This is a genomic window from Streptomyces sp. NPDC051987, assembly GCF_040680735.1.
In the GTDB taxonomy this organism is placed as follows: domain Bacteria; phylum Actinomycetota; class Actinomycetes; order Streptomycetales; family Streptomycetaceae; genus Streptomyces.
Window position 1 is genome coordinate 71430 of record NZ_JBFAXI010000030.1, and the last position, 25666, is coordinate 97095.

Consider the following 25666-nt stretch of genomic DNA (forward strand, 5'->3'; position numbering starts at 1 on the left):
TTGCGACAATATGCCCCTTTCAGGGCATATTGAGGCCAATGTGCGCCGGTCCCGTACCGTCCGCAAGCCGACGCGGACGGACCATCCGGCGGGCGGCCGGTCCAGGTGTTGCCTAGCGTGACAGCGTGCGCCCCAGAATCACCTCCGAGCGGCCGGGCCGCGCGCCGGGCGGCCGGCCCGTGGCCCGGCACGGCTGGCCGGCGGCCCTGGCCGTGGTGCTGGCCGCGTCGATCGCCATGCTCGCGGTGGCCGCCGCGGGGCTGTGGGCGGCGGGCACGGCCGATCTGCCGAAGGGCGCGTTCGGGCCGGTGGTCCTGGCGACCGTGGTGACGGCGGTCGGCGGCACCGTCGACCTCTCGGGGAACGCCGGCGACCTGGCCCGGACGAACGCCGGGCTGACGGTCGTCCCGCTGTCGGTGACGCTGGTCGGGGCGCTGGTGGCCGGCGGGGGCTTCCTGCGGCCGCTGCGGCACCGGGCGGTGGCCGGGGCCGGGGAGCTGGCCGGGTGGGCGGCCCGGATCGCGGTGCTGTGGCTGCTCGCGCTGACCGGCCTGGCGTCGGGTGCCCGGCACACCTTCGCGGTGGACGTCGGCAGCGGCGTGCTCAGTGCTCTCACCGACGCGCTGGACGCGGCACCGCGGGCCGGCTTCACGACGGACGTCCCGCGGACGGCCGGGTTCGGGCTGCTGTGGCTGGCGGGCATGCTGCTGCTGGCGCTGCTGGTGTCGCGGGGGGCGCCGCTGCCGGGGCGGCTGCTGCGCTTCCAGGCATCGGTGCGCCCGGCGGCGTACGCGATGGTCGTGCTCGTGCTGGCGTACGTCGCGCTGGCCCTGGTGATCGCCCTGGTCGCGATGGTGACCCGTGGGCATGCCCGGCAGACGCTCGCGGTGATCCTGCTCGGGCTGCCGAACCTGGCCTGGCCGGCCCTCACGCTCGGGCTCGGCGCCACCTGGAAGGGCAGGGTGGACGGCCCGTTCGGGCTGCCGGTGCCGAAGGTGCTCGCCGAGGTGCTGCGCACGCCGGACGTCTCCACGCTGAACCTGCGCACCATCAGCGCGCACGACGGCCGCTGGTGGTGGCTGGCCGGGGTGGCGGCCGTGCTGCTGGCGGCGGCCGCGTTCCTGATGGCGGCCCGCTCCCCGGCCCGGATCCGCGCCCGGCAGCACGCCCTGCACCTGGCGGTCGCCCTCGCGCTGACGATGCTGACGCTGTGCCTGACCTGCCGCGTCTCCGCCCACTACGGCCTCTCCCTGCTCGGCATCGGCGACCTGGGCGGCAACCTCTCCGGCGAGCTGCTGCTGGAGCCCGTGCTGTGGCCGGCGGTGGGCCTGGGCGTGCTGTGGGGCCTGGTCGCCGGGTTCCTTGGCGCGCTCCTGGCCCGCCCGGTGCCCCGACGGGGCGAGCCGGCGGCCTGAGGACCACCGGAAGACTCCGTCACGGGAGAGCGGCGCCGCCGGGTGTCAGCGGTCCCCGTCGGTCCGGACCACCCGGGTCGGATCGTGACCGGGACCGTCGCCGCCCGGCTCCGCGCGGTCGGTGACGTACGTGGACAGCCGCCGCCCGTCGCCGTAGAGCCAGCGTCCCTCGGTCTGGTCGTACAGCCACATCGACTCCCCGTCGACCACCACGCCGATGCGCAGTCCGCGCGTGCGGCTGCGGAAGGACTCGCCGTCGAGGCCGCCGGCCGCCAGGTCCTCGACGGCGGCCCGGTACCCGGTGAGCGCCTCGGCGGCGCGGGCGAGCAGGGGGCGCGGGTCGGTGGCCTCGGTGGGCGGGCCGCCGGGGACGGGCGGGTCCTGGGGGACGGCGACGAGGTAGCGGCCGTCGACCCAGGCAGACCAGCCGTTGGCGCAGCTGATGTGCGCCCAGTCGCCGAGCCGTTCCACCAGCCGCACCGGCAGCAGCGCGTCGAGGGGCACGGTGGGCCGGCCCGGGTCGGGGGCCTCCCAGGCGGGCATGCCGTCGGCGGGGACGACATGGGTGGGCCTGAATCCCGGCGTCGTGGTCATCGGCAGCCTACTTCCGCATCACCGCGGGTTCGTGGCGGCGCAGCAGCCGGGACAGGACCCAGCCGAAGAGCACCGACAGCACCACCAGCATGACCATGTTGCGCAGCCACACGCCCGCCGAGTGCCGGAAGAAGGGGTCGGCGGTGAGGGCACCCGGCACGATCCGGTGCAGGTCCACGGTGCCGGCCATGGCGCCGAGCGCCCAGCGCGAGGGCACCAGCCAGGCGACCTGTTCGAGGCCCGGGACTCCGTTCAGTTTCAGCAGGGTCCCGCAGAAGACCACCTGGACGACGGTGAGCAGTACCAGCAGCGGCATCGTCACCTCCTCCTTGCGGACCAGCGCGGAGATCAGCAGGCCGAGCATCATCGCGGTGAAGGAGAGCACGGCCACGGCGACGGTGATCTCCAGCAGGGGCGGCATCAGCACTCCCCGGCCGCCGGGCGCGTCGAGGCCGACGCCGGCCAGGCCCACCTGGGTGAGCACCACCGCCTGGAGCACGGTGACGGTGCCGAGGACGACGACCTTCGACATCACGTAGGCCGATCTGGACAGGCCGACGGCTCGCTCGCGCTGGTAGATGACGCGTTCCTTGACCAGTTCGCGCACCGCGTTGGCCGAGCCGGCCAGCACTCCCCCGACGCACAGCAGGAGCAGCACGTCGGTCACGCTGTCGACGGTGAGTTTGTGGCCGGCGACGGCCCGGACCATCGCGCCCATGACGAAGGGCAGTCCGATCATGATGGCGAGGAAGGTCCGGTCGGCGGCGAGGGCGGCCGTGTAGCGGCGCACCAGGGTGGAGAACTGGGCGCCCCAGCTGCGGGGCCGCGGCGGCGGGGCCACGGCCACCGGCCCGGAGCGCGGCACCACCGGCTGGGCGCTGGAGTTCACGACGTACTTGCGGTGGAACGACGAGGCGCGGTACTCCCCCGCCCAGTCCCGGCCGGTGTCCCGCTCGAACGCCTCGAAGGCCTCGGGCCACTCGTCGAACCCGAAGAAGCCGAGGGCCTCCCCGGGCGGCCCGAAGTAGGCGGTCCGGCCGCCCGGCGCGAGGACCAGGAGGCGGTCGCACACGTCGAGGCTGAGGACGCTGTGGGTGACGACGATGACGGTACGGCCGTCGTCGGCGAGGCCGCGCAGCATGTTCATCACCGAGCGGTCCATCCCGGGGTCGAGTCCGGAGGTCGGCTCGTCCAGGAAGAGCAGGGACGGCTTGGTCAGCAGCTCCAGGGCGACGCTGACCCGCTTGCGCTGTCCGCCGGAGAGGCTGTGCACGGGTTGTTCGGCACGTTGTTCGAGGCCCAGTTCCCGGATGACCTCGTCGACCCGCTCTCGGCGCTCGGTCTTCGCGGTGTCCTCGGGGAAGCGCAGTTCGGCGGCGTAGGTGAGGGCGCTGCGCACGGTCAGCTGGACGTGCAGGATGTCGTCCTGCGGGACGAGGCCGATGCGCTGGCGCAGTTCGGCGTAGTCGCGGTAGAGGTCGCGGCCGTCGTAGAGGACGGTGCCCTGCTCGGCGGGGCGCTGGCCGGTGAGGGCGCCCAGCAGGGTGGACTTGCCGGCGCCGCTGGGTCCGACCACGGCGAGCAGGGACTTCTCGCCCACCGGGAAGGAGACGTGGTCCAGCAGGATCCTGCGGCCCTGGTCCACGGCGACGGTGAGGTCCTGGACGTCGAGGGAGACCTCGCCGGTGTCGACGTACTCCTGGAGCCGGCCGTCGACCAGGCAGAACGCGGAGTGGCCGATGCCGACGACGTCCCGGGGGCCGAGCAGGGCGCGGGTGACGAGGCGGCCGTTCAGGTAGGTGCCGTTGTGGCTGTCGAGGTCGGCGATCTCGTGGCTGCCGTCGGGCTGGGCGCGCAGTTCGGCGTGGTGGCGGGAGACGATCAGGTCGTCGACGACCACGTCGTTGTCGGGGGCGCGGCCGATGCGGACCGTGCGGGCCGGGAGCCGCCGTACCGACGAGGGCTGCCGGTAGGTGCCGGTCCGGCTGGGCGCGGCGACGACCGACGGGCGGTCCGCGGCGGGCGGCGGGCGGCCGCTGAGCACGGCGGACGGCCCGTCGGCGGGGCTGCCGAAACGGATCACCGTGCCCGGTCCGACCTCCCACTCCCGGATGCGGCGGCCGTCGGCGTAGGTGCCGTTGGTGCTCTGCTCGTCCTCCAGCGTCCAGTGGCCCTCGACGGGCCGCAGCACCGCGTGGTGCCACGAGACCCGGGCATCGTCGATGACGATGTCGCTCAACGGGTCCCGCCCGACGTGGTAGTCACGGCCCGGACTCATCACCGTGGATCCCGTGTCGGTCTCCAGGACGAGTTCGGGCGCCGTCGAGGCGACCGGCCACTCCGCCATGGGCAGGATTCTACCGATCCGACCGCTTGTGTGCCTGGTCAGGGCCGTCCGGGCGGTGGCTGTCGCAGGTCAGGCCACGGGGACGACGAGGGCCGGGATGGTGCGCTGCATCCGGAGGGCGTCGACGGACTCGGCGAGCAGTTCGTACTCCGTGGTGTCGTCCTGGACCGCGATCCGCACCAGCCGCCCGTCGGCCAGTTCGTCGGCGACCAGTTCCTGCCGGGCCACGTCGGCGCACCAGGCGCGGAGCAGGGCGGGTACGTCCACGACGGTGCCGGCGACGGGGACGAGCGCCCCCTGCGGGAAGCTGGGGTTCTCGGGTAAGGGGTCGAGCCGTTCCGCGATCCAGGAGGCCCGGTCCCGTAACCACCACAGCGCCAGTGCCAGGGTCGGCGCGCGGTAGGTGCCGAGCGGGACGCCGATGCGTTGCCCGCCGCACATGCCGTATGCCGTGACGTGGCACAGGAATTCGTCGTGCACGATCACTCCCCCGTAGCTCGCCGGTGTGCCGTCGCGGCCGGGTTTCCGTGCGGCTCCTGTGCGGTGAAGTGCTCCTGACACTGAGTATGTTCACTTTCGAAACACTGTCACCACATCTTTCCGGCCAGTCTCTTGGCATATTCCCGCTGCCAACGGACCGAAATGTGCGAGCTGTACCGGCGAGTCTTCCTTACCCGAGAGGTAATCGACCCGTCCCGCCGACCGGGGCATGGTGGTCACCAACGGATCGCCGCAAGCCGCGATCCGCCCCCCGACCAGCAATGACGACTCCCCTGGAGGCTGATTCACCATGTCCGCGAACACCGACCGTCACCAGACCGCCGCCGCCCGCTACTTCGAGGCCTGGAACGCCACCGAGCCCGAGGCGCTCGCCAAGGCGGTCGCCGAGGCGTGGACCCCGGAAGGCGGCTACACCGACCCGCTCGCGGATGTCACCGGACACGCGCAGATCACGGCCGTGATCGCGGCGGCCCACGAGCAGTTCCCCGGTTTCGTCTTCCGGCCGCTCGGGGTCGTCGACGGCCACCACGACACCGCCCGCTTCGGCTGGGAACTGGTGAACGAGGCGGACGGCTCCGCTCCGGTGGCCGGATTTGACGTGGTCACGCTCAGTGAGGACGGCCGGATCCTGCGGGTCCTGGGCTTCCTCGACCGGGTTCCGGCCGGGGCGTGAACCGCCGAGCCCGATGAGGCACGGCGCTCACCCCCAGAGACAGCGGCAGGCGGGGGCCGGGCGCGGCAGGGGGTGGGACGGTCGGCTGCGGGGCGCCCGCGGGCCGGCGGGGGCGGGCCGCGCAGTTCCCCGCGCCCCTGGGGCGCTCCCGCCGGCGCTCGTCCGGGAAGGGCCGGGGGGACACCGTCCGCGTCCGCCTCGCCGAACGCGTCAGCGGTTGATGATCGCGTCGATCCGGGCCAGCTCCTCCGCGTCGAAATCGAGGTTCCCGATGGCACCGACGCAGTCCTCGACCTGCTGCGGGCTGCTGGCGCCGATCAGCGCCGAGGTCACCCGGCCGCCGCGCAGCACCCAGGACAGGGCGAGCTGGGCGAGGGTCTGGCCGCGGCCCTTGGCCACCTCGTCGAGGTCGCGCAGCCGGCCGACCAGGTCCTCGGTGACCGCGTCCGAGTTCAGGAACGGGCTGTCGCTCGCGGCCCGCGAGCCCTCGGGGATGCCGTCGAGGTAGCGGCCGGTGAGCAGGCCCTGCTCCAGCGGGGAGAAGACGATGGAGCCGACCTGGAGCTCGTCCAGCGCGTCCAGCAGGCCCTCGGTCTCCGGGCGGCGGTCCAGCATCGAGTAGCGCGGCTGGTGGATGAGGAGCGGGGTGCCGAGCTCGCCGAGGATCCGGGCGGCCTCGCGGGTCTGCTCCGCGGAGTAGTTGGAGATGCCGACGTAGAGCGCCTTGCCCTGCTGGACCGCCGAGTGCAGGGCGCCCATCGTCTCCTCCAGCGGAGTCTCCGGGTCCGGGCGGTGCGAGTAGAAGATGTCGACGTGGTCCAGGCCCATCCGGGTCAGGGACTGGTCCAGCGAGGACAGCAGGTACTTGCGCGAACCCCACTCGCCGTACGGGCCGGGCCACATCAGGTAGCCGGCCTTGGTGGAGACGACCAACTCGTCGCGGTGGGCCGCGAAGTCCGCCCTGAGGGCCTCGCCGAACGCGGACTCGGCGGCGCCGGGCGGCGGGCCGTAGTTGTTGGCGAGGTCGAAGTGGGTGACCCCGAGGTCGAAGGCGCGGCGCAGGACGGCACGCTGGGTCGTCACGGGCCGGTCCGGCCCGAAGTTGTGCCACAGCCCTAGCGACAGCGCGGGGAGCTTCAGGCCGCTGCGCCCGCTGCGGCGGTAGGGCATGTCGGCGTAGCGGTCGGGGTGTGCGGTGTACAACGCGACTCCAGAGGGGTTGGCACAGGATCCACCACCACCACTCTTTCCCGAGCCGTGCACAGTGGTCCAACAGGAGAATCCGATGGAATTGTGCGGCTAGGCTTCTCAATCATGGAACTGCGCCACCTCCAGCACTTCGTCGCCGTCGCCGAGGACCAGCACTTCACCCGGGCCGCCGAGCGGCTGATGGTGTCCCAGTCCGGTCTGTCGGCGTCGATCCGGGCCCTGGAGCGGGAGCTGCGGGCGCCGCTGTTCGTGCGGACGACCCGCCGGGTGACGCTCACCGAGGCGGGCCGGGCGCTGCTCGGCGAGGCGGAGCGGATCCTCGCCCAGGTGCGCTCGGCGCACGAGGCGGTGGCCGCGGTGCAGGGCGTGCTGCGCGGGACGCTGGCGCTGGGCACCGAGCAGTGCATCGCCGGGGTGCACGTGGCCGGGCTGCTCGCCGCGTTCCGGCGCCGCCACCCGGACGTGGAGATCCGGCTGCGGCAGGCCGGTTCGGGCGCGCTCGCCGAGGAGGTGGCGGCGGGCCGGCTGGACCTGGCCTTCGCCTACCGCACCCAGGACGACACCGACCAGCTGCGCTCGGTGTCCCTGACCGGCGAGCCGATGACCGTGCTGTGCCATCCCAGCCACCGGCTGGCCACGGCCGGCGTGGCCGTGACGCCGCAGGACCTCGGGGGCGAGGTGTTCGTGGACTTCCACCCGGACTGGGGCCCGCGCCGCACGACCGACGCGGCCTTCGACGCGGCGGGGGTGCGGCGGACGGTCGCGCTGGAGGTCAACGACGTGCACAGCCTCCTGGACCTGGTCGACGAGAACCTGGGCGTCGCCGTCGTGCCCCGGCACTTCCGCGACAAGCGGCCCGCGCTGACCGCGCTCGCGCTCAAGGACACGGACGAGACGGCGTACGAGACGGTCGCCCTGCTGCCGCCCGAGACGGCCACCAGCCCGGCGGCACGGGCACTGGTCACCCTCCTTGAGACAGGGGGCCTGGCGGCACCCCCGGACGGGCCCTGCCCGGCCTGACCCCGGCCGGCCGTCGGCACGGACCCGTGAACGGCCATGATGACGGCCCGACGGGGAGTGCGGGATTCCGGACGCATGACGACCTTCGATGAGCGATCGTGGTCGTATGCATGCAAGGGACATCCTCATCGACGGCTTCGGCCGCATCCAGGAAGAAGTCCACGCCGCTCTGGACGGCCTCGACCCCGACCTGCTCAACAGGCTCCCGGCACCCGACGCGAACACCATCACCTGGCTGGTGTGGCACCTCACCCGGATCCAGGACGACCACGTCGCCGACGCCTTCGACCTCGACCAGGTGTGGCTGACCCAGGGCTGGGAGAAGCGTTTCGGCCTCGACCTGCCACCCCGTGACCACGGGTACGGCCACACCCCCGCCGACGTCGCCAAGGTCACGGTGGACTCCGCCGACCTGCTCACCGGCTACTACGACGCGGTCCACGAACAGACCCTCGGGGTCCTGCGCGAGCTTCCCGCACAGGACCTGGAACGGATCGTGGACACCCGCTTCGACCCGCCGGTCACGCTGGGCGTACGGCTGGTGAGCGTCCTGTCCGACGACCTCCAGCACGTCGGACAGGCCGCCTATCTGCGGGGGCTGTTTCAGAGCGCGGAGGCGTAGGCGGGCAGCACGACGTCCTCGATGAGGGCCCTGCGCTCGTCGAACGGGATGAACGCGCTCTTCAGGGCGTTCACCGTGACCGTGCGCAGGTCCTCGACGGTCCAGCCGGCCTCCGCCACGAGAAGGGACATCTCCCGGGTCATCGTCGTCCCCGACACCAGCCGGTTGTCGGTGTTGAGGGTGACCCGGAAGCCCAGTTCCTTCAGGGCGGTGACCGGGTGCTCGGCGATCGAGGCGGCGCAGCCGGTCTGGAGGTTGGAGGTGGGGCACATCTCCAGGGCGATCCGGCGGTCGCGCACCCAGCTCGCGAGGCGGCCGAGCTTGCCGTCGACGATGTCCTCGGTGATCCGGACGCCGTGCCCGATGCGCTGGGCGCCGCAGGTCTGGATCGCCTGGTGGATGCTGGGCAGGCCGAACGCCTCGCCCGCGTGGATCGTGAACGGCACGCTCTCGCCGCGCAGCAGCTCGAAGGCGTCGAGGTGGTCGGCGGCCGGGAAGCCGTCCTCGGCTCCGGCGATGTCGAAGCCGACGACCCCGGCGTCCCGGTAGGCGACGGCCAGCTCGGCCGCCTCCCGGACCCGGTCGAACATCCGCATCCCGCACAGCAGCGTGCCGACGCGGACCGGCGTGCCGGCGGCGGCGGCCTTCGCCATGCCGGCGGCCAGCCCCTCCTGCACGCTCTCCACGACCTCGTTGAGGGTGAGCCCACCCCTGACGTTCAGCTCGGGCGCGTAGCGCACCTCGCCGTACACCACGCCGTCGGCGGCGAGGTCGAGGACGTACTCCTCGGCGACGCGGCGCAGCCCCTCCCTGGTCTGCATCACCGCGAGAGTGTGCTCGAAGGTGGCTATGTAGCGGACCAGGTCGCCCGAGTCGGCGGCCTCGACGTACCAGGCGGCCAGCTCGTCCGGGTCGGTGGTGGGCAGGGTGTGACCCACCTCGGCCGCGAGTTCGACGAGGGTGGCGGGGCGCAGGCCGCCGTCGAGGTGGTCGTGCAGGACGGCCTTGGGGAGGCGGCGGATCACGTCTGCGTCTACGCGCGTAGCGGTCATGGTGGAGCTGTCCTCGGCAGGTGGTTCGGGTGGTCGGTCAGGCGGCGGGCTGGAGCAGGTCCCAGCGGTTTCCGTAGAGGTCCTGGAAGACCGCGACGCTGCCGTACGGCTCGTGGCGCGGCTGCTCCAGGAAGGTCACGCCGGCGGCCGTCATCCGGGCGTGGTCACGGGCGAAGTCGTCGGTGTACAGGAAGAATCCGACGCGGCCGCCCGTCTGGTCGCCGACCCGGGCGCGCTGGCCCTCGTCCTTGGCGCGGGCGAGCAGCAGCCCGGTGCCGTGGCCCTCCGCGCCCGGCTCCACGACGACCCAGCGGGACCCGTCGGGCCGCGGCTCGTCCTCGACCAGCCGGAACCCGAGGGCCTCGGTGTAGAAGCGGATCGCCTCGTCGTAGTCGCCGACGACAAGGGTGACCAGGGCGACGCGTCGCATGGGGGCCTTTCGGTGGTGCGGTTAGCGGGAGAGGTTATACGTAAAACGCCGAGGACGCCAGCTGCCGTCTCCCCCGGGCGACCTGTCCGCGGTGCGCCCACCGGAGCGACCCGACGGCGGCGCGGGAACGTGCGCGGACCAGCGACAACGACTACGCACGCGCACCGGCACCCGCACCCCGCACCCCGCACCCGACGGCAGGTTCTCTACCGCTCCGCTTCCCCCTGCGCGACCTCCACCCGATGGTGGAAGTCGACCATCCCGGTCGCGGAGGCGACGCACGACAACCCGGCGCAGGCCACCAGCAGCACCGCCGCCCACGTGCCCGCCCGCCGCCGCCCACGCGGTGCCAGGAGCGCCTCGACCCGCTGCGGCACCGGCCCGGACGCCGCACCCGGCACGAAGACCGGCCGCTGGACACCCCCGCCCTGCCCCGCCAGCGCCGCCCGGGCGATGGCACGGGCCGTCAGCCGCCGGTCCCCCACCGCGCTCGCCGCGGCCTCGTCGGCGGCCCGCTCCACGGCCAGCCGGACGACGTCCCGGACCCGCCGCAACGCCGGGTGGCAGTGCGCCGCGAGCTCGGCCGCGGCGAGGAAGAAGTGATGGCCGCCCCTGTTGTGCGCCCGTTCATGGGCGAACAGCGCCTCCCGCTCGGCCCCGTCCAGGCTGCGCAGCATCCCGGTGGTGACGACGATCCGGTGCGGGCGTCCGGGCAGCGCGTACGCGTCGGGGCACGGTGAGTCGACGACGCACAGGTCGCCCGCCGCGGGCCCCCGCCCCGCCTCGGTACGGGCGGCGCGGAAGGCGCGCGCCTGCCGGAGCACCGACCGCACGATGGTCCAGGCGCACACCGCGAGACCGCCGACCGAAAGGGCCGCGAGCGGCAGCACGAAGCCTTCGGAGGCGGTGTGCAGGGGCCGGACCAGCTCCCCGAGCGCGGCGAAGAACGGCAGGGTGAGCAGGCCGGAGAGGAAGAACGCGCCGAGCGCGGCCAGGGAGCAGCCCGCGAGGGCCACGGCCGAGGCGGTGACCGCCCAGAGCGCAGCGACGGGCGCCAGCCGGTCCAGGGCCCGCCGGGCGAGGGCAGGCAGGGCGAACGGCACCAGCAGCGGCAGGATCAGCAGCGCGGTCATGAGGCACTCGGTTGCTCGCCGGACTCCAGCAGGGTCCGCAGCACGCGCTCGTCGTCAGGGCTGAGCTGGGCGACGAACCGCGCGAGCACGGTCTCCCGGTCGCTGTCCCGGTCGAGTTCGGTGTGCATCCGCTTCGCGGTCAGGCCCTGGGCGTCCTGGACCGGGACGTAGGCGTACCCGCGCCCCTGGCGGTGGCGTTCGACCACACCCTTGTCGTGGAGGCGGGTGAGGATCGTGGTCACCGTGGTGCGGGCCAGGTCGGTGCCGAGGCTTCGCTGCACCTGTCCGGGGGTCTGGGGCGCACCGGCGGTCCAGAGAGCGGCCATGACGCTCGCCTCCAGTTCGCCGGCGGGCCGGCGCTCGTCCTTCCCGTCGGCCATGGGAGGTTCCTCACCCCTTCTTCGTCCTCGGTCCGCGGACCGTCTACACCAGAGTAGTCAGGCCGTCGGCGGCCGCCGGTCGTACGCCCATTATGCGAGAGGCCGCTGCGGCCGGCCGGGGAATCCTCCCGCGATGCCGAGGTCCGAGCCGGGTCCTCAGCCGGTTGCGTGGTGGAGGGCGTCGAGCCGGGTCAGCTCGTCCGCGGAGAGTCGGACGGCGCCGGCCGCCACGTTCTCGGCCAGGTGGTCGGGATTGCCGGTGCCCGGGATCGCGAGGACGTGCGGGCCCTGGTGCAGGGTCCAGGCGAGGCGGATCTGGGCCGGGGTGGCGTCGTGGGCGCGGGCCACGTCGAGAACGGCGTCGTCGTGGTTCCGGGTGGCGCCGTGTGCCCCGGCGTCGCCGGCGACGGCGAAGAACGGTACGAAGGCGATGCCGCGTTCGCCGCAGACGCGGACCAGTTCGTCGGTGGCCGGGTCGGCGGCGTCGAGTGCCCAGCGGTTCTGCACGCACACGACGGGGGCGATGGCCAAGGCCTCGTCGAGATGGCGCACCTCGACGTCGGAGACACCGAGGTGCCGGATCAGCCCGGCCTCGCGCAGTTCGGCGAGGGCACCGAAGTGCTCGGCGATCGAGTCCTGGCGCATCCGGCGGAGGTTGACGACGTCGAGGTGGTCGCGGCCGAGCTGGCGCAGGTTCTCCTCGACGTGCCCGCGCAGTTGGTCGGGCCGGGCGGAGGTGGCCCACTCCCCGGAGTAGTCGCGGCAGGGGCCCACCTTGGTGACGATGACGAGGTCGTCGGGGTACGGCGCCAACGCGGTGTTGATGAGTTCGTTGGCGGAGCGCAGGGCGGAGAAGTAGAAGGCCGCCGTGTCGATGTGGTTCACGCCGAGCTCCACGGCCCTGCGCAGGACGGCGATCGAGCGGGCGCGGTCGCTCGGGGTGCCGAGGTGGAAGGCGGCGCTGCCCGTCAGCCGCATCGCGCCGAAGCCGAGGCGGTGGACGGGCAGGTCGCCGAGTTTCCAGGTGCCGGAGTCGTCCGCAGTGATCGTTTGGGAGGTCATCGACGGAGTCTGGCACACGGTGGTGGCGGAAAGGACCGCGTGATCCGGTCCCGGGTGTCCTCGGACCCGCTGATGACGTGGAGCACGAGCGACCAGGTCCGCGCGGCGGGCGGCGGTGATGACCGCGCCGCGCTCCGTGAGCCCGGCGCGGAGCCGGCGGAGCCGAGCCGGCCGGGGCGCCACGCGACAGCAGGTCCCGGCCTCCCGGAGCCACGCTGTTCGACATGGCTCACACCTGGTCAGCCGGCGAGTTCGGCCCGCCGCCGTGCGAGGTGTGCCCGTTCGGGCAGGCTCTCGGTGAGCGCGATGGCGGCGTCGTACTCCGTCCCCGCCTCGGCATGCCGGCCGAGGCGGCGCAGCAGGTCGGCGCGGACGGCGTGCAGCACGTGGTACTCGGGCAGATCGAGCGCGTCGACCAGCTTCAGCGCCGCGGCCGGGCCCTGGACCTCGGCGACCGCGACCGCCCGGTTCAGCGCGACGACCGGGCTCGCGGCGACGGCCGTGAGCTGGTCGTACAGCGCCAGGATCTGCCCCCAGTCGGTGGCATCGGCGGTGGGCGCGTCGCTGTGCACGGCGTTGATCGCGGCCTGGATCTGGTAGGGGCCCGGCCGGTTGCGGCGCAGGCATCTGCGGACGAGGTCCTGCCCCTCGGCGATGAGTTCCCGGTCCCACCGCCCGCGGTCCTGCTCGGGCAGCGGCGCCCACTCGCCCTCGGCCGACTCGCGGGCGGGCCTCCTGGCCTCGATGAGCAGCATCAGCGCGAGCAGCCCGGCGACCTCGGACTCGTCGGGCATCAGTTCGTACAGCAGCCGTCCCAGGCGTACGGCTTCGGCGCACAGCGCCGGATCGCCGCCGTATCCCTCGTTGAAGACGAGGTAGACGACGGCCAGCACGCCGTTCAGCCGGTCGGCGAGGTCGGCGTCCTTCGGCACCCGGTAGGGGATCCCCGCGTCGCGGATCTTCGCCTTGGCCCGCACCAGGCGCTGGGCCAGGGTGGGCTCGGGGACCAGGAAGGCGCGGGCGATCCGGGCCGTGCTGAGGCCGGCGAGCAGGCGCAGGGTCAGGGCGACCCGGGACGGGAGGGCGAGCGCGGGGTGACAGCAGGTGAAGATCAGCCGGAGCCGTTCGTCGCGCACGGGGCCCTCCTGAGCCGGTGGGTCCGGGGCGTGCAGCCGGGCGGCCTCGGCGTGCCGGGCGTCCCGGGAGGACTCGCGGCGCAGCCGGTCGAGCGCCCGGTTGCGCGCGGTGGTGATGATCCAGCCGGCCGGGCTCGGCGGCACCCCGGCGCCGGGCCACCTGGCGAGCGCCGTGGCGAAGGCGTCCTGGACCGCTTCCTCGGCGAGGTCGATGTCGCCGAGGAAGCGGACGAGCACCGAGACCGCGCGTCCGTACTCGGCGCGGAAGACGGCCTCGACATCGGCGGCGTCCGCCATCAGTGCTGGTCCACGAAGGGCCGTACCTCGATGGGGAGGGTGGTGGCGAGTGCGGCCTTGCGGCCCCACTCCAGGGCCGCGTCCAGGTCCTCGGCGCGGATCAGGCAGATTCCGCCCAGGTACTCCTTGCCCTCGGCGTACGGCCCGTCGGTGATCAGTACGTCGCCGCCCTCGGGCCGCAGCGTCGTGGCCGTCTCCGGACCGTGCAGGCCGCCCGCGAAGACCCAGGCGCCTGCGGCGCGCAGCTCGTCGTTGAACACCTCGACGTCGCGCATGATCGCGGCGAGTGCGTCGGGCGGGGGCGGGGTGGCCCCGGCCGGCTGGACCACGCTGAGCAGGTAGTGCTTCATGATGTTCTCCTCGGTCGTCATGGGGTGTTCTCGCCTTCTACACGAACGGCAGGCCCCCGGATCGACACCGGACGGGGGGAAGCCGAAAGAATCTTCTCCATGACCATCGCCGCACATCCGCTCGTCGCCCGCGCCCGGGAACTCGCCGACGGCCTCCTCTCCCCCGCCGCCGAGCGCGTCGACCAGGAGGGCGTCCCGGCGAGCCACATCGAGGCGGTCAAGCGCTCGGGTCTGCTCGGGGTGAGCGCGCCGGTGTCGTACGGCGGCTCGGCGGCGCCGGCCGCCGTGGTGCGGGAGACGGCGGAGATCCTCGCGGGAGCGTGCTGCTCGACCTGGTTCGTGCAGACGCAGCACCAGACGCCGGTGCTGACCCTGGCGGGGACCGACCTGCCGGTGCGGGAACGCCTGCTGGGCCCGCTGGCGCGCGGGGAGCTGCTGTCGGGGGTGGCGTACGCGCATCTGCGGTCCTATCCGCGGATCCCCGTGCGGGTACGGCGGGCGGCCGACGGCTGGCGCTTCTTCGGCACCGTGCCCTGGTACACCGGCTGGGGGCTGAACGACGTGCTGCTGCTGGCCGGGGTGACCGAGGACGACGAGGCCCTGTTCGCCTTCGTCGAGGCCCGGGAGCAGCCGGGCCTGCGGCCGTCGGAGCCGATGCGCCTGGCGGCGCTCTCCGCGTCCCGGACGGTCTCCCTGGACCTGGACGACCTGTGGGTCCCTGAGGAGGCGGTCGCGCTCCGGACGCCGTACGCCCGGTGGGCGGCGGCGGACCGGCCCAAGCCGCGCAACGCCGGCCCTGCGGTCTTCGGGATCGCGGCGGCGGCGCTGAGGCTGGTTGAGGAGGAGTACGCGGCTCCCCTGCGGGCGCGTCTCGGCGAGGTCCGCCGCCAGGCCTACGAGCTCGCCGACCACCCCGCCCCCGGCGAGTACGCGGAGGAGCGGCTGGCGTTGCGGGCGGAGGCGTTCACGCTGCTGCGTACGGCCACGACGGCGGCCGTGGTGGCGGGCGGTGGCCGGGCGATGTCGCTGGACCACCGCGCCCAACGCCTCGCCAGGGAGGGCCTGTTCCTGCTGGTCCAGGGCCAGACGAGCGAATCACGCACGGCGCATCTGGAGCGCCTCGCACAGTGGCACCGCTCCTCCGGGTGACAGGAGCGGCCGGGGATCGCGTTGCGTATCGCAGTGAGCGGTGCGTCGAATAGAACAGAAACCCTTGACCCGGCGACTCTCTCGGCCGGACCATGTTGCGTATCACTCATGTCGTTGCGTAATACGCAAGCTGGAGGGTGTCATGTCTCCTCGACCGCAGCCCGGCCGCGAGTTCGTCCTCACCCTTTCCTGTCCCGACCGGGCCGGTCTGGTCCACGCCGTCACCGGCTTCCTGGTCGGCCACGGCGGAAACATCCTGGAGAGCCAGCAGTTCGACGACCGGCTGCAGGCCCGCTTCTTCATGCGCGTGCACTTCGAGGTGCCGGACGGCGCCGTCTCGCCGGCACAGCTGCGCACCGGTTTCGCCCCGGTGGCCGAGGAGCACCGGATCACCTGGCGGCTGACCGACGCGTCGACCCCGACCCGGACCCTGATCATGGTGTCGAAGTTCGGCCACTGCCTGAACGACCTGCTCTTCCGCAGGTCCACGGGCGCGCTCAACATCGAGATCCCGGCGATCGTCTCCAACCACCGCGACTTCGAGCCGCTGGCCCGCACCTACGGCATTCCCTTCCACCACATCCCGGTGACACCGGACACCAAGGCGGAGGCGGAGGCGCGGCTGCTGCGTCTCGTCGGCGAACTGGACGTCGACCTCGTGGTGCTCGCCCGCTACATGCAGATCCTCTCCGACGACCTGTGCAAGCGCCTCGACGGCCGGGCCATCAACATCCACCACTCCTTCCTGCCGAGCTTCAAGGGGGCCCGGCCCTATGTCCAGGCGCACCGGCGCGGCGTCAAGCTCGTCGGCGCCACCGCCCACTACGTGACGCCCGACCTGGACGAGGGCCCGATCATCGAGCAGGACGTCGTCCGGGTGAGCCACGCGCACGCGCCGGACGAGCTGGTCGCGCTGGGCCGTGACGTGGAGGCCCAGGTGCTCGCCCGCGCCGTGCGGTGGCACAGCGAGAGCCGGGTGCTGGTCAACGGCCGCTGCACGGTCGTCTTCCGCTGACCCCGGGAACGGCGGGCCGGCACCCCAGGTGGGTGCCGGCCCGCCGTTCGTGGTGGCTCAGACGTATTCCACGGCGGCGTCCAGGAGCCAGTCCGCCAGGTAGCCGGCGAAGGACGAGCGCACCAGGACCCAGAATCCGGCCCGGGTCTCCTCCCGTGCGACCAGGACGACCTGGGCGCGGGCCAGCGTCGTCTGGGCGCAGCGGCCGGGGCCGAAGGCGCGTGGGTGGAGGTCCAGGGCGCAGCCGTGGGCGAGCAGGTCGCGGGCGCGCGGACCGCCGACCAGGAGGGTGGTGCGCTGGGCGGAGACGTCGGTGACGGCGATCGGTTCGTCCCCGGCGGCCGCGCGGATCCGGCTCTCCAGGTCCCGTTCGGTGCCGGGCCGGCCCACCACGAGCCATTCGTCGGGGCCGAGCCACACCGCGGTCACCTCGCCCGCGTGCACCACCGTGTCCGGTTCCAGGGGGAGTTGGAGCCCGAGGGTCAGTCCCACGGCGTCCGCCGTCGGGCCCTTGGCGTCGAGGCGGACGTCCACCTGGGCGAGGAAGGGGAGTTCGGCCAGGCGGAGGGCGCCCCTGGAGGAGCGGGTCGCGGCGGCCAGGCGGGGCGCGGCGTCGGCCAGGGGGCTGCGCCGGCGTGCGGTCGGGGCGGTGTCAGCCATCGCGGCGGGCTCCCTCGGGGTCGTAGAGGACGGGGCTTGCGACGGTCACCGGCAGCAGCCGTTCACCGACCGGGGCGTAGAGGCGTTCGCCGATGCGGTCCCGGCCGCCCTTCACCAGGGCGAGCGCGAAGGTCCGGCCGAGTGCCGCGCTGCGGTAGCTGGAGGTGACGTGACCGAGCATCGGCACGGGCGGGGCGGGGAGTTCGCTTGCGGCGACCAGGTGCGTGCCCTCCGGGAGGAAGGCGCCGGGGTCGTCCGTGAGCAGCGCGACCAGGTGCTTGCGGTCGGGGCGGAGGGTGTCGGCGCGGGCGTGGGACCGCTTGCCGATGAAGTCCGGCTTCTTCTTCGACACCGCCCAGCCCATGCCGAGGTCCTGCGGGGTGACCGTGCCGTCGGTGTCCTGGCCGACGATCGGGTAGCCCTTCTCGGCGCGCAGCACGTGCATGGTCTCGGTGCCGTACGGCGTGATGCCGTAGGGCTCCCCCGCCTCGGACAACGCCTCCCAGAGCGCGACGGCGTCCCACGGCGACACGTTGATCTCGTAGGCCAGTTCACCGGAGAAGCTGATCCGGCACACCCGGGCCCCGAGGCCGGCGACGGTGGTCTCCCGCCAGGCCATGAACGGGAAGTCCTCGTTGCCCACGGCCAGTTCGGGCGCGAGCGAGCCGAGGACCGCTCGGGACCGGGGGCCGACCAGGGCGACGGTGGCCCAGTGCTCGGTGACCGAGGTGCAGTGCACCCGCAGCTCCGGCCACTCGGTCTGCAGCCACTCCTCCATCCAGTCCAGCACGGCCGCCGCGTTGCCGGTCGTGGTGGTGACCAGGAACCGGTCGGGGGCGAGCCGGATGACCGTGCCGTCGTCGAACACCATCCCGTCCAGCCGGCACATCACGCCGTAGCGGATCATGCCGACCTTCAGGGTGCTCATCATGTTGGTGTAGAGCCGGTCGAGGAAGAGCGCCGCGTCCGGGCCCTGGACGTCGATCTTGCCGAGGGTGGAGGCGTCCATGAGGGCGACGCCCTCGCGGGCGGCGCGGCACTCGCGGAGCACGGCGGTCTCCATGTCCTCGCCGTCCCGCGGGTAGTACCAGGGCCGCTTCCACTGGCCGACGTTCTCGAAGAGCGCGCCGAGTTCGACGTGCCGGCCGTGCAGGGCGGTGGTGCGGACCGGGTCGAGGAGCGCGCCCCGGTCGCGGCCGGCGAGGGCCGCGAAGGAGACCGGGGTGTACGGCGGCCGGAAGGTGGGCAGGCCGAGCGCCGAGATGTCCACGCCGAGGAGTTCGGCGACCACTCCGCTCGCCAGCACGCCGCCGGTCTTGCCCTGGTCGTTGGCGGTGCCGGCCGTGGTGTAGCGCTTGGTGTGCTCCACCGAGCGCAGGCCGGCGCCGGTCGCGCGGGCCAGGTCCGCCACGGTGACGTCGCGCTGGAGGTCGACGAAGCGGGGCGCCTCGGTGGCGGTGGGGACCGTGAAGGCGTGCAGGGGCGGGGTGTGGGGCCGCGGGGCGACGGCGGGCAGGGCGGGCGTCGGCGTCCCGGTGGCGTAGCCCTCGGCCGCGACCGCGCGGGCACCTGCCGCCGCCCCCTGGGCCAGGGCCGCGGCGAGGTCGAAGGTGCCGTTCGCGGCGCCCGCGACCTCGACCGCCTGACGGCAGCCGTCGGGGACGAACGTGCCGAGGGCCGCGTCGTGGCGGAGCTTGCCGCCCGCCTGGCTGAACAGGTGGGCGACCGGGTTCCAGCCACCGGAGACCAGGAGCAGGTCGGCGGCGAACTCCCGCTGTGGGGCGGTGGCTGCCGTCCGGTACGGGGCGACGGTCACGGCGGTGAGCCGGTCGCCGCCCGCCGTGCCGGTGACCGCGTGTCCCGCCAGCACCTCGATCCCCGCGGACCGGGCACGCTCGGCCCACTCCCCCGGCTCGGCGCGGGTGTCGGCGATCGCCGCGACGTCCACCCCGGCTGCGGCGAGGTCGAGGGCGGCGGCGTAGGCACTGTCGTTGGTGGTGAAGACGACCGCGCGGCGGCCGGGCAGCACGGCGTACCGGTGCAGGTACGTCCGCGCGGAAGCCGCCAGCATCACGCCGGGGCGGTCGTTGTCGCCGAACGCGAGGGACCGCTCGTGGGCGCCGGTGGCGAGGACCACGCGCCGGGCACGGATCCGCCACACGCGCTCGCGGGAGACGTGCCGGGGCGCGTCGGCGCCGAGGTGGGTGGTGCGGCGTTCCACCGCGAGGAGGTGGTTGTCGTCGTAGTGACCGAAGACCGTGGTGCGGGGCAGGACGCGTACCTCGGGAGCGGCTTCGAGGCGGGCGCGGGTCGCCGCCACCCAGTCGAGGTGCTCGCCGGTGCCGAGCAGGCTGCCGCCGGGTTCCGGCTGGTCGTCGGCGAGGATGACGCGCGCGCCGCTGGTCGCCGCGGCGGCCGCGGCGGCGAGGCCGGCCGGCCCCGCGCCGATGACGAGCAGGTCGCAGTGGGCGTGTACGGCGTCGTAGCGGGCCGGGTCGGGACTGGTGGCGAGGCGGCCCTGGCCGGGGAGGCTGCTCGCCACCAGGCCGTCGTGGAGTTCGACGGTGGTGGCGGGGAGCATGGGCTCGGGGAACGGGGCCTCGATCTGGACGACCGCGTTGGGTTCCTCGACGCCGGCGGAGAAGATGCCCCGGGGGCGGCCGAGTCTGATGCTGGTGGCGGTCCGGATGACTCCGTTGGCGAGGAGGGCGGAGGCGAGGGTGTCGCCTCGGTAGCCCTGGTACACGGTGCCGTCGAAGGTGAAGGTGAGGGGGGCGGTGCGGTCGATGCGGCCGCCGGTGGGGGTGCGGAAGGGGGTCGGCTCGCCCCCGCCGCCCCTGACCGTCCCGTCCTGAAGGGGCGCCGCCCCGTCGACCCCGCCGGGGGCCGCGCCCCCGGACCCCGCTTCGGCCTGGACGGCCTCGTCCTCAAACGCCGGACGGGCTGAATCGAGTGGTCGGGGCTCGGCAGCCACGGGACGCGGCTCGCCCGTCCGGTACACCGTCAGGATCTCGTTCGTCGACGTGTCGCGGACCGCGTTGAACCACCGTCGGCAGCCCGCGGCGTGGCTCCAGCGTTCCGCGAACGGGCCCTTGGGGTTGTCGCGGAAGAACAGGTACCGCGCCCACTCCTCGTCGGTGAGGGCGGCCGGGTTCTCCGGGTACGGCACGTGGGCCTGGCCGCCGTAGTGGAACTCGGTCTCGTCGCGGGGCCCGCACCACGGGCAGGGGATGAGCAGCATGGTCGGGCTCCCTAGTGGGCCACCGCGGCGGCGCCGTGCTCGTCGACGAGCGCGCCGGTGGTGAAACGGTCGAGCGAGAAGGGGGCGTTCAGGGGGTGGGGCGTGCCGTGCGCGATGGTGTGGGCGTAGACCCAGCCGACCCCGGGGGTGGCCTTGAAGCCGCCCGTTCCCCAGCCGCAGTTGAGGTAGAGGTCGTCCACCGGGGTGAGGCCCACGATCGGCGAGGCGTCGGGGCTGACGTCGACGATGCCGCCCCAGGTGCGCAGGACGTGGGCGCGGGCGAAGACCGGGAACAGTTCGAGGGCCGCCGCCATCTGCTCCTCGATGATGTGGAACGCGCCGCGCTGGGTGTAGGAGTTGTAGGCGTCGATGCCCGCGCCCATCACCAGCTCGCCCTTGTGCGCCTGGCTGACATACACGTGCACCGCGTTGGACATCACCACGGTGGGGTGGACGGGTTCGAGCAGCTCCGAGACGAGCGCCTGCAGGGGGTGGCTCTGCAGCGGGAGTTCGACGCCCGCCATCGCGGCCAGCACCGAGGTGTGGCCGGCCGAGCACAGGGCCACCTTGCCCGCCGCGATCGGGCCGAGGGTGGTCCGGACGCCGACGATCCGGCCGCCCACCACGTCCAGCCCCGTGACCTCGCAGTTCTGGATGATGTCGATGCCGGCCGCGTCCGCGGAACGGGCGAAGCCCCAGGCCACGTAGTCGTGCTTGGCGATGCCTGCGCGGGGCTGGTAGGTGCCGCCGAGGACCGGGTAGCGCACGTCGGGCGAGGTGTTGACGATCGGGCAGACCTCTTTGACGCCGTCCGCGTCGAGCCACTCGGCGTCGACGCCGTTGAGGCGGTTGGCCTCGACCCGGCGGACGCTGTCGCGGACGTCCTGCAGGCTGTGGGCGAGGTTCAGGACGCCGCGCTGGGAGAAGAGGATCGGGTAGTCGAGTTCCTCCTCCAGGCCCTCCCAGAGTCTCAGGGCGTGTTCGTAGATGCCGGCGCTCTCGTCCCACAGGTAGTTGGAGCGGATGATCGTGGTGTTGCGGGCCATGTTGCCGCCCGCGAGCCAGCCCTTCTCCAGGACGGCCACGTTGGTGATGCCGTGGTTCTTCGCCAGGTAGTGGGCGGTGGCGAGGCCGTGTCCGCCGCCGCCCACGATGACGACGTCGTAGGACCGCCTGGGCTCGGGGGTGCGCCAGAGGAAGTCGGGGTGGTCGGGGAGGTCGGCGCCGGGGGTGCGGGGGCTCATCGGTCGTCTCCGTCGTGCGACAGGTGCGGGTAGAGCGGGTGTCCGGCGGCCAGCGCCTCGGTGCGGGCGCGCAGGGCGGGTACGTCCGGGTCGGGCTGGAGGGCCAGCGCGATGACGTCGGCGACCTCGGCGAAGTCCGCCGCCGTGAAGCCCCGGGTGGCCAGCGCAGGGGTGCCGATGCGCAGGCCGGAGGTGACCATGGGCGGGCGGGGGTCGAAGGGGACGGCGTTGCGGTTCACGGTGATGCCGATGGAGTGGAGGAGGTCCTCCGCCTGGCGGCCGTCGAGGGGCGAGTCGCGCAGGTCCACCAGGACGAGGTGGACGTCCGTGCCGCCGGTCAGCACCTTCACTCCGGCGGCGGCCGCGTCCGGCCGGGTGAGGCGTTCGGCGAGGAGGGCGGCGCCGGCCAGGGTGCGGGCCTGGCGCTCGGCGAACTCGGGTGACGCGGCGACCTTGAAGGAGACGGCCTTCGCGGCGATGACGTGCTCCAGCGGGCCGCCCTGCATCCCGGGGAAGACCGCCGAGTTGATCTTCTTGGCGAGGTCGGCGTCGTTGGTGAGGACGACTCCGCCGCGCGGCCCGCCGAGGGTCTTGTGCGTGGTCGTGGTGACCACGTGGGCGTGCGGGACCGGGCTGGGGTGCAGCCCGGCCGCGACCAGGCCCGCGAAGTGCGCCATGTCGACCATGAGGAGGGCGCCCACCTCGTCGGCGATCCGGCGGAAGGCCGCGAAGTCCAGCTGCCGCGGGTACGCCGACCAGCCCGCGATGATCATTTTCGGCCGGTGTTCCTTGGCGAGCCGTTCCACCTCGTCCATGTCGACGCGGTGGTCGGTCGCGGAGACGTGGTACGGCACGACGTCGAGCATCTTGCCGCTGTAGTTGAGGCGCATGCCGTGGGTGAGGTGGCCGCCGTGCGCGAGGTCGAGGCCGAGGACGGTGTCCCCGGGCTGGAGGAGGGCGAAGAAGACGGCGGTGTTGGCCTGGGCGCCCGAGTGCGGCTGCACGTTGGCGAACCCGGCGCCGAAAAGGGCCTTGACCCGCTCGATCGCCAGCCGCTCGGTGACGTCGACGTGCTCGCAGCCGCCGTAGTAGCGGCGGCCGGGGTAGCCCTCGGCGTACTTGTTCGTGGCGACCGACCCCTGCGCCTCCATCACGGCGGTGGGCGCGAAGTTCTCGGAGGCGATCATCTCCAGCGTGGCCTGCTGCCGGTGCAGCTCGGCCCGGAGCGCGGCATGAACCTCGGGATCGAGCTCGGCCAGGGGGGTGTTCAGCGCGTTCATACCGGTTCCGCGATCCTTTCGACTGCCTGGGTGAGGGTCGCGCCCCCGAGGGGCGCGGGGCTGTGCTGACATTGCGGCTGCCACCGCGCGGGCCCGACCGGCCACGACGAGCCCGCAGCCGGCCGACGGCACACCGCGGCACTCCGCTGCGCACCCTCACCCACGGAGACGGCTCATCGCCGGGTCGAACAACGGCTCCTCGGCCACCACGGCGGCCACCCGCTGGTCGAAGTAGCCGATCTGGACGCCGGTCCCCGGCACCGCCAGCTCCGCCGGCAGCCACGCGTACGCGATCCCCTTGCCGATCGTGTAGCCGTAGGCCGCGCTGGTCACGTAGCCGACGGCCCGATCGCCGTCGTACACCGGCTCCTTGCCCATGACGACGGCCCGCGGGTCGTCGACGGTGAGGCAGCTCAGCCTGCGCCGCACGTCCGCCCTGCGGCGCTCCAGCGCGGCCTTGCCGACGAAGTCGCCCTTGTCGGGCCTGACGGCGAAGCCGACACCGGCCTCGTAGGGGTCGTGCTCGTAGGTCATGTCGGTGCCGAAGGAGCGGTATCCCTTCTCCAGGCGCAGGCTGTTGAAGGCGCCGCGCCCGGCGATGATCCCGCCGAGCGGCCGGGCCGCGGACCACAGGGTGTCCCACAGCTTCTGGCCCTGGTCGGCGGTCGTGTACAGCTCCCAGCCGAGCTCGCCGACGTACGACAGCCGCATCGCGGTGACCGGCACCGAACCGATGTAGGCGCGCTTGGCGCGGAAGTACTTGAGGCCCTCGCCCGAGAAGTCCTCGTCGGTGAGGGGCTGCAGGACCTCGCGGGCCAGCGGGCCCCACAGGCCGATGCAGCAGGTGCCGGGGGTGATGTCCCGGACCTGGACCCTGCCGTCGGCGGGCAGGTGGCGGGTGAACCAGTCGAGGTCGAGGTTGCCGTTGGCGCCGACCTGGAAGAGGTCGCGGCCGAGGCGGGCCACGGTGATGTCGCTGCGGATGCCGCCGTCGTGGTCGAGCAGCAGCGTGTACGTCACCGAGCCGACCGACTTGGCGACCTTGCCGGTGACCAGGCCCTCCAGGAAGCCGGCGGCGCCGGGGCCGCTGACCTCCAGGCGCTTGAGGGCGGTCATGTCGTACATCGCGACGGTCTCGCGGGTGACCTGGGCCTCGGCGCCGACGATCGGTGACCAGTAGCGGGCCGCCCAGTCGTTGGGGGTGGGGATCGTACGGCCTTCGAGGAGGCTCGCGTTCGCCTCGTACCACTGCGGGCGCTCCCAGCCGTTCGCCTCCAGGAAGAACGCGCCGTGTTCCTGCTGGCGGGCGTGGAAGGGGCTGGTGCGGATCGGGCGCGGTTTCCCGGACGGCTGGAGGGGGTGGAGGATGTCGTAGACCTCGACGAAGTTCTGGCAGTCGCGGGCCAGTACGTACTCCGGCGCGAGCTGGTGCGGCTCGAAGCGGTTGACATCGCACTCGTGCAGGTCGAAGGACGAGCAGTGGCCGTCCACCAGCCATTCGGCGACCGCGCGGCCGACGCCCGCGGAGTGGGTGACCCAGACGGCCTCGGCGACCCAGAAGCCCTTGACGTCCGGGGACTCGCCGAGCAGCGGGTAGCCGTCGGTGGTGAAGGAGAACAGGCCGTTGATGCCCTCCTCGACCTTGGCCTCGCGGGTCGCGGGGAGCAGGGACTGGGTCTCGGTCCAGGCGTCCGCGAAGTCCTCCTCGGTGAACTTCAGGACCGAGGGCATCTGGTCGGCTTCGTCGACGGAGAGGATGTCGTCGGCGGAGACCGGCATCGGCCGGTGGCCGTAGTAGCCGATGCCGAGGGTGTCGAAGCGGTCGCGGTAGTAGAGGTCGGCGTCCTGGTGGCGCAGGATCGGGCGGACGGCCTCCTCGGTCTGGCCGGCGAGGGCGGGGACCGGGCCGGTCCAGGCGAGCTGGTGGGCGAGCGGCGTGAGCGGCAGGTTCATGCCGACCATGCGGGCGATCCGCGGGCCCCAGATGCCGGCGCAGCAGACCACGATGTCGGCGGGGATCTCGCCCTGGTCGGTCAGCACCCCGGTGACGGCGCCCTCGCTCTGCCGTACGTCGAGGACCTCGTGGCGTTCGAGGAAGCGCACGCCGCGTGCGGTGGCCCGGCGGATCTGGGCCTCGACGGCGAGGACGGCCTTGGCGAGGCCGTCGGTGGGGACGAGGAGTCCGCCGAGCACCCGGTCGGGGTTGACCAGCGGGTGCTGCCGGACGCACTCCTCGGGGGTGAGGATCCGTGCCTCGATGCCCCAGGCGGTGATCCAGCCGTGGCGGCGGTGGAGCTCGGCGAGGCGCTCGGGGGTGGTGGCCACTTCGAGGCCGCCGACCTGGAGGAAGCAGGGCTTGCCGTCGACGTCGAGGGAGCAGAACTTCTCGACGGTGTAGCGGGCCAGCTCCGTCATGGTCTTCGAGGGGTTCGTCTGGAAGACCAGACCCGGGGCGTGCGAGGTCGAGCCGCCGGTGGCCGGGAGGGGGCCCTGGTCGACCACGGTCACCTCGGTCCAGCCGCGTTGGGAGATCTCGTCCGCGAGGGCCGCCCCCACGACGCCCGCTCCGATGATGACCACTCGGGGTCCCGCCATCGCCCAACCTCCGAACTTGAGACCGGTGCAGTTGCTTCGTACGCAACGTGATTCAGGCTGCGCAACTCAATGTGCCCGCCTCCGAGGAGGGGTGTCAAGGGGGTGACGGCCTGCCGGGACAGCCCGCGGACGGCCCGCGCGACGGCACCGCGCCGGCCGGGGAACGGCGACGCCCGGCGGGCGGCGCGCAGCTGTGCGGCCCCCCCCCCCCCCCCGCCCCGACCCAGAAAAGGGCGCCCCCCCCCCCAAAAAAAAGCAACC

22 protein-coding genes are annotated in these 25666 nt (G+C 73.2%); 6 read left to right on the forward strand and 16 right to left on the reverse strand.

Annotation, left to right across the window (positions count from 1 at the left end):
- Window positions 1-125: 125 nt before the first annotated feature.
- Window positions 126-1415 carry a streptophobe family protein gene (locus AB0M11_RS18555; protein ID WP_365706645.1) on the forward strand — a complete coding sequence of 430 codons (1290 nt, stop codon included), beginning with the start codon at window positions 126-128 and terminating at the stop codon, window positions 1413-1415.
- A 45-nt stretch (window positions 1416-1460) separates the two neighbouring features.
- Here the strand turns inward: AB0M11_RS18555 and AB0M11_RS18560 are convergent, their stop codons facing one another.
- From AB0M11_RS18560 to AB0M11_RS18570, 3 genes are all read right to left on the reverse strand, one after another.
- Window positions 1461-2009 carry a hypothetical protein gene (locus tag AB0M11_RS18560; RefSeq protein WP_365706647.1) on the reverse strand — a complete coding sequence of 183 codons (549 nt, stop codon included), beginning with the start codon at window positions 2007-2009 and terminating at the stop codon, window positions 1461-1463.
- A 7-nt stretch (window positions 2010-2016) separates the two neighbouring features.
- Window positions 2017-4356: an FHA domain-containing protein gene (locus AB0M11_RS18565; protein WP_365706649.1), complete on the reverse strand. Its 2340-nt coding sequence runs from the start codon at window positions 4354-4356 to the stop codon at window positions 2017-2019.
- A 69-nt stretch (window positions 4357-4425) separates the two neighbouring features.
- Window positions 4426-4836 (reverse strand): hypothetical protein, encoded by a 411-nt coding sequence (locus tag AB0M11_RS18570; RefSeq protein WP_365706651.1) that lies wholly within the window; start codon window positions 4834-4836, stop codon window positions 4426-4428.
- Window positions 4837-5146: 310 nt separating this feature from the next.
- On the opposite strand from AB0M11_RS18570, the gene AB0M11_RS18575 reads away from it, so the two are divergent.
- Window positions 5147-5530: a nuclear transport factor 2 family protein gene (locus AB0M11_RS18575; protein WP_365706654.1), complete on the forward strand. Its 384-nt coding sequence runs from the start codon at window positions 5147-5149 to the stop codon at window positions 5528-5530.
- A gap of 210 nt (window positions 5531-5740) precedes the next feature.
- On the opposite strand, the gene mgrA is transcribed toward AB0M11_RS18575, so the two are convergent.
- Window positions 5741-6733: an L-glyceraldehyde 3-phosphate reductase gene (gene mgrA / locus AB0M11_RS18580; RefSeq protein WP_365706657.1), complete on the reverse strand. Its 993-nt coding sequence runs from the start codon at window positions 6731-6733 to the stop codon at window positions 5741-5743.
- Between the two features lie 111 nt (window positions 6734-6844).
- Here mgrA and AB0M11_RS18585 point away from each other — a divergent pair, with 111 nt between their 5' ends.
- Complete coding sequence (locus tag AB0M11_RS18585) at window positions 6845-7759, forward strand: LysR substrate-binding domain-containing protein (RefSeq protein ID WP_365706660.1); 915 nt, start codon at window positions 6845-6847, stop codon at window positions 7757-7759.
- Window positions 7760-7865: 106 nt separating this feature from the next.
- Complete coding sequence (locus AB0M11_RS18590) at window positions 7866-8381, forward strand: DinB family protein (RefSeq protein ID WP_365706662.1); 516 nt, start codon at window positions 7866-7868, stop codon at window positions 8379-8381.
- On the opposite strand, the gene AB0M11_RS18595 is transcribed toward AB0M11_RS18590, so the two are convergent.
- From AB0M11_RS18595 to AB0M11_RS18625, 7 genes are all read right to left on the reverse strand, one after another.
- Window positions 8363-9433 (reverse strand): adenosine deaminase, encoded by a 1071-nt coding sequence (locus AB0M11_RS18595; RefSeq protein WP_365706664.1) that lies wholly within the window; start codon window positions 9431-9433, stop codon window positions 8363-8365. The genes AB0M11_RS18590 and AB0M11_RS18595 overlap by 19 nt on opposite strands.
- A 37-nt stretch (window positions 9434-9470) precedes the next feature.
- Complete coding sequence (locus tag AB0M11_RS18600; RefSeq protein ID WP_365706666.1) at window positions 9471-9863, reverse strand: VOC family protein; 393 nt, start codon at window positions 9861-9863, stop codon at window positions 9471-9473.
- 206 nt (window positions 9864-10069) lie between these two features.
- Window positions 10070-10996, reverse strand: a complete 927-nt coding sequence (locus tag AB0M11_RS18605) for a M48 family metalloprotease (RefSeq protein ID WP_365706668.1) — start codon at window positions 10994-10996, stop codon at window positions 10070-10072.
- Window positions 10993-11376, reverse strand: coding sequence for a BlaI/MecI/CopY family transcriptional regulator (locus tag AB0M11_RS18610; protein WP_365706670.1), 384 nt, complete (start codon window positions 11374-11376; stop codon window positions 10993-10995). The genes AB0M11_RS18605 and AB0M11_RS18610 overlap by 4 nt, the downstream gene beginning before the upstream one ends.
- Before the next feature lie 156 nt (window positions 11377-11532).
- The gene (locus AB0M11_RS18615) at window positions 11533-12438 is read right to left on the reverse strand and encodes an oxidoreductase (protein WP_365706672.1); all 906 of its coding nucleotides are present in this window, start codon (window positions 12436-12438) and stop codon (window positions 11533-11535) included.
- Window positions 12439-12677: 239 nt separating this feature from the next.
- Window positions 12678-13871, reverse strand: coding sequence for an RNA polymerase sigma factor (locus AB0M11_RS18620; protein WP_365706674.1), 1194 nt, complete (start codon window positions 13869-13871; stop codon window positions 12678-12680).
- The gene (locus tag AB0M11_RS18625) at window positions 13871-14221 is read right to left on the reverse strand and encodes a YciI family protein (RefSeq protein WP_365706696.1); all 351 of its coding nucleotides are present in this window, start codon (window positions 14219-14221) and stop codon (window positions 13871-13873) included. Before AB0M11_RS18625 ends, AB0M11_RS18620 begins: the two co-directional genes overlap by 1 nt.
- 99 nt (window positions 14222-14320) lie before the next feature.
- On the opposite strand from AB0M11_RS18625, the gene AB0M11_RS18630 reads away from it, so the two are divergent.
- Entirely contained in the window at window positions 14321-15370 is a 1050-nt protein-coding gene (locus tag AB0M11_RS18630) for an acyl-CoA dehydrogenase family protein (protein WP_365706676.1), read from the forward strand.
- Between the two features lie 142 nt (window positions 15371-15512).
- Window positions 15513-16385 carry a formyltetrahydrofolate deformylase gene (gene purU, locus AB0M11_RS18635; protein ID WP_365706678.1) on the forward strand — a complete coding sequence of 291 codons (873 nt, stop codon included), beginning with the start codon at window positions 15513-15515 and terminating at the stop codon, window positions 16383-16385.
- 57 nt (window positions 16386-16442) lie between these two features.
- Here purU and AB0M11_RS18640 read toward each other — a convergent pair whose 3' ends face one another.
- The 5 genes from AB0M11_RS18640 to AB0M11_RS18660 all read right to left on the reverse strand — a co-directional run bounded on the left by AB0M11_RS18640 (window position 16443) and on the right by AB0M11_RS18660 (window position 25405).
- On the reverse strand, window positions 16443-17045 hold the full coding sequence (locus tag AB0M11_RS18640) for a sarcosine oxidase subunit gamma family protein (protein ID WP_365706680.1): 603 nt from the start codon (window positions 17043-17045) through the stop codon (window positions 16443-16445).
- On the reverse strand, window positions 17038-20286 hold the full coding sequence (locus tag AB0M11_RS18645; protein ID WP_365706682.1) for a sarcosine oxidase subunit delta family protein: 3249 nt from the start codon (window positions 20284-20286) through the stop codon (window positions 17038-17040). Before AB0M11_RS18645 ends, AB0M11_RS18640 begins: the two co-directional genes overlap by 8 nt.
- Before the next feature lie 11 nt (window positions 20287-20297).
- Window positions 20298-21530, reverse strand: a complete 1233-nt coding sequence (locus tag AB0M11_RS18650; protein ID WP_365706684.1) for a sarcosine oxidase subunit beta family protein — start codon at window positions 21528-21530, stop codon at window positions 20298-20300.
- Entirely contained in the window at window positions 21527-22810 is a 1284-nt protein-coding gene (glyA, locus tag AB0M11_RS18655; RefSeq protein ID WP_365706686.1) for a serine hydroxymethyltransferase, read from the reverse strand. Before glyA ends, AB0M11_RS18650 begins: the two co-directional genes overlap by 4 nt.
- 156 nt (window positions 22811-22966) lie before the next feature.
- The gene (locus AB0M11_RS18660; RefSeq protein ID WP_365706688.1) at window positions 22967-25405 is read right to left on the reverse strand and encodes an FAD-dependent oxidoreductase; all 2439 of its coding nucleotides are present in this window, start codon (window positions 25403-25405) and stop codon (window positions 22967-22969) included.
- Between the last annotated feature and the right edge of the window lie 261 nt (window positions 25406-25666).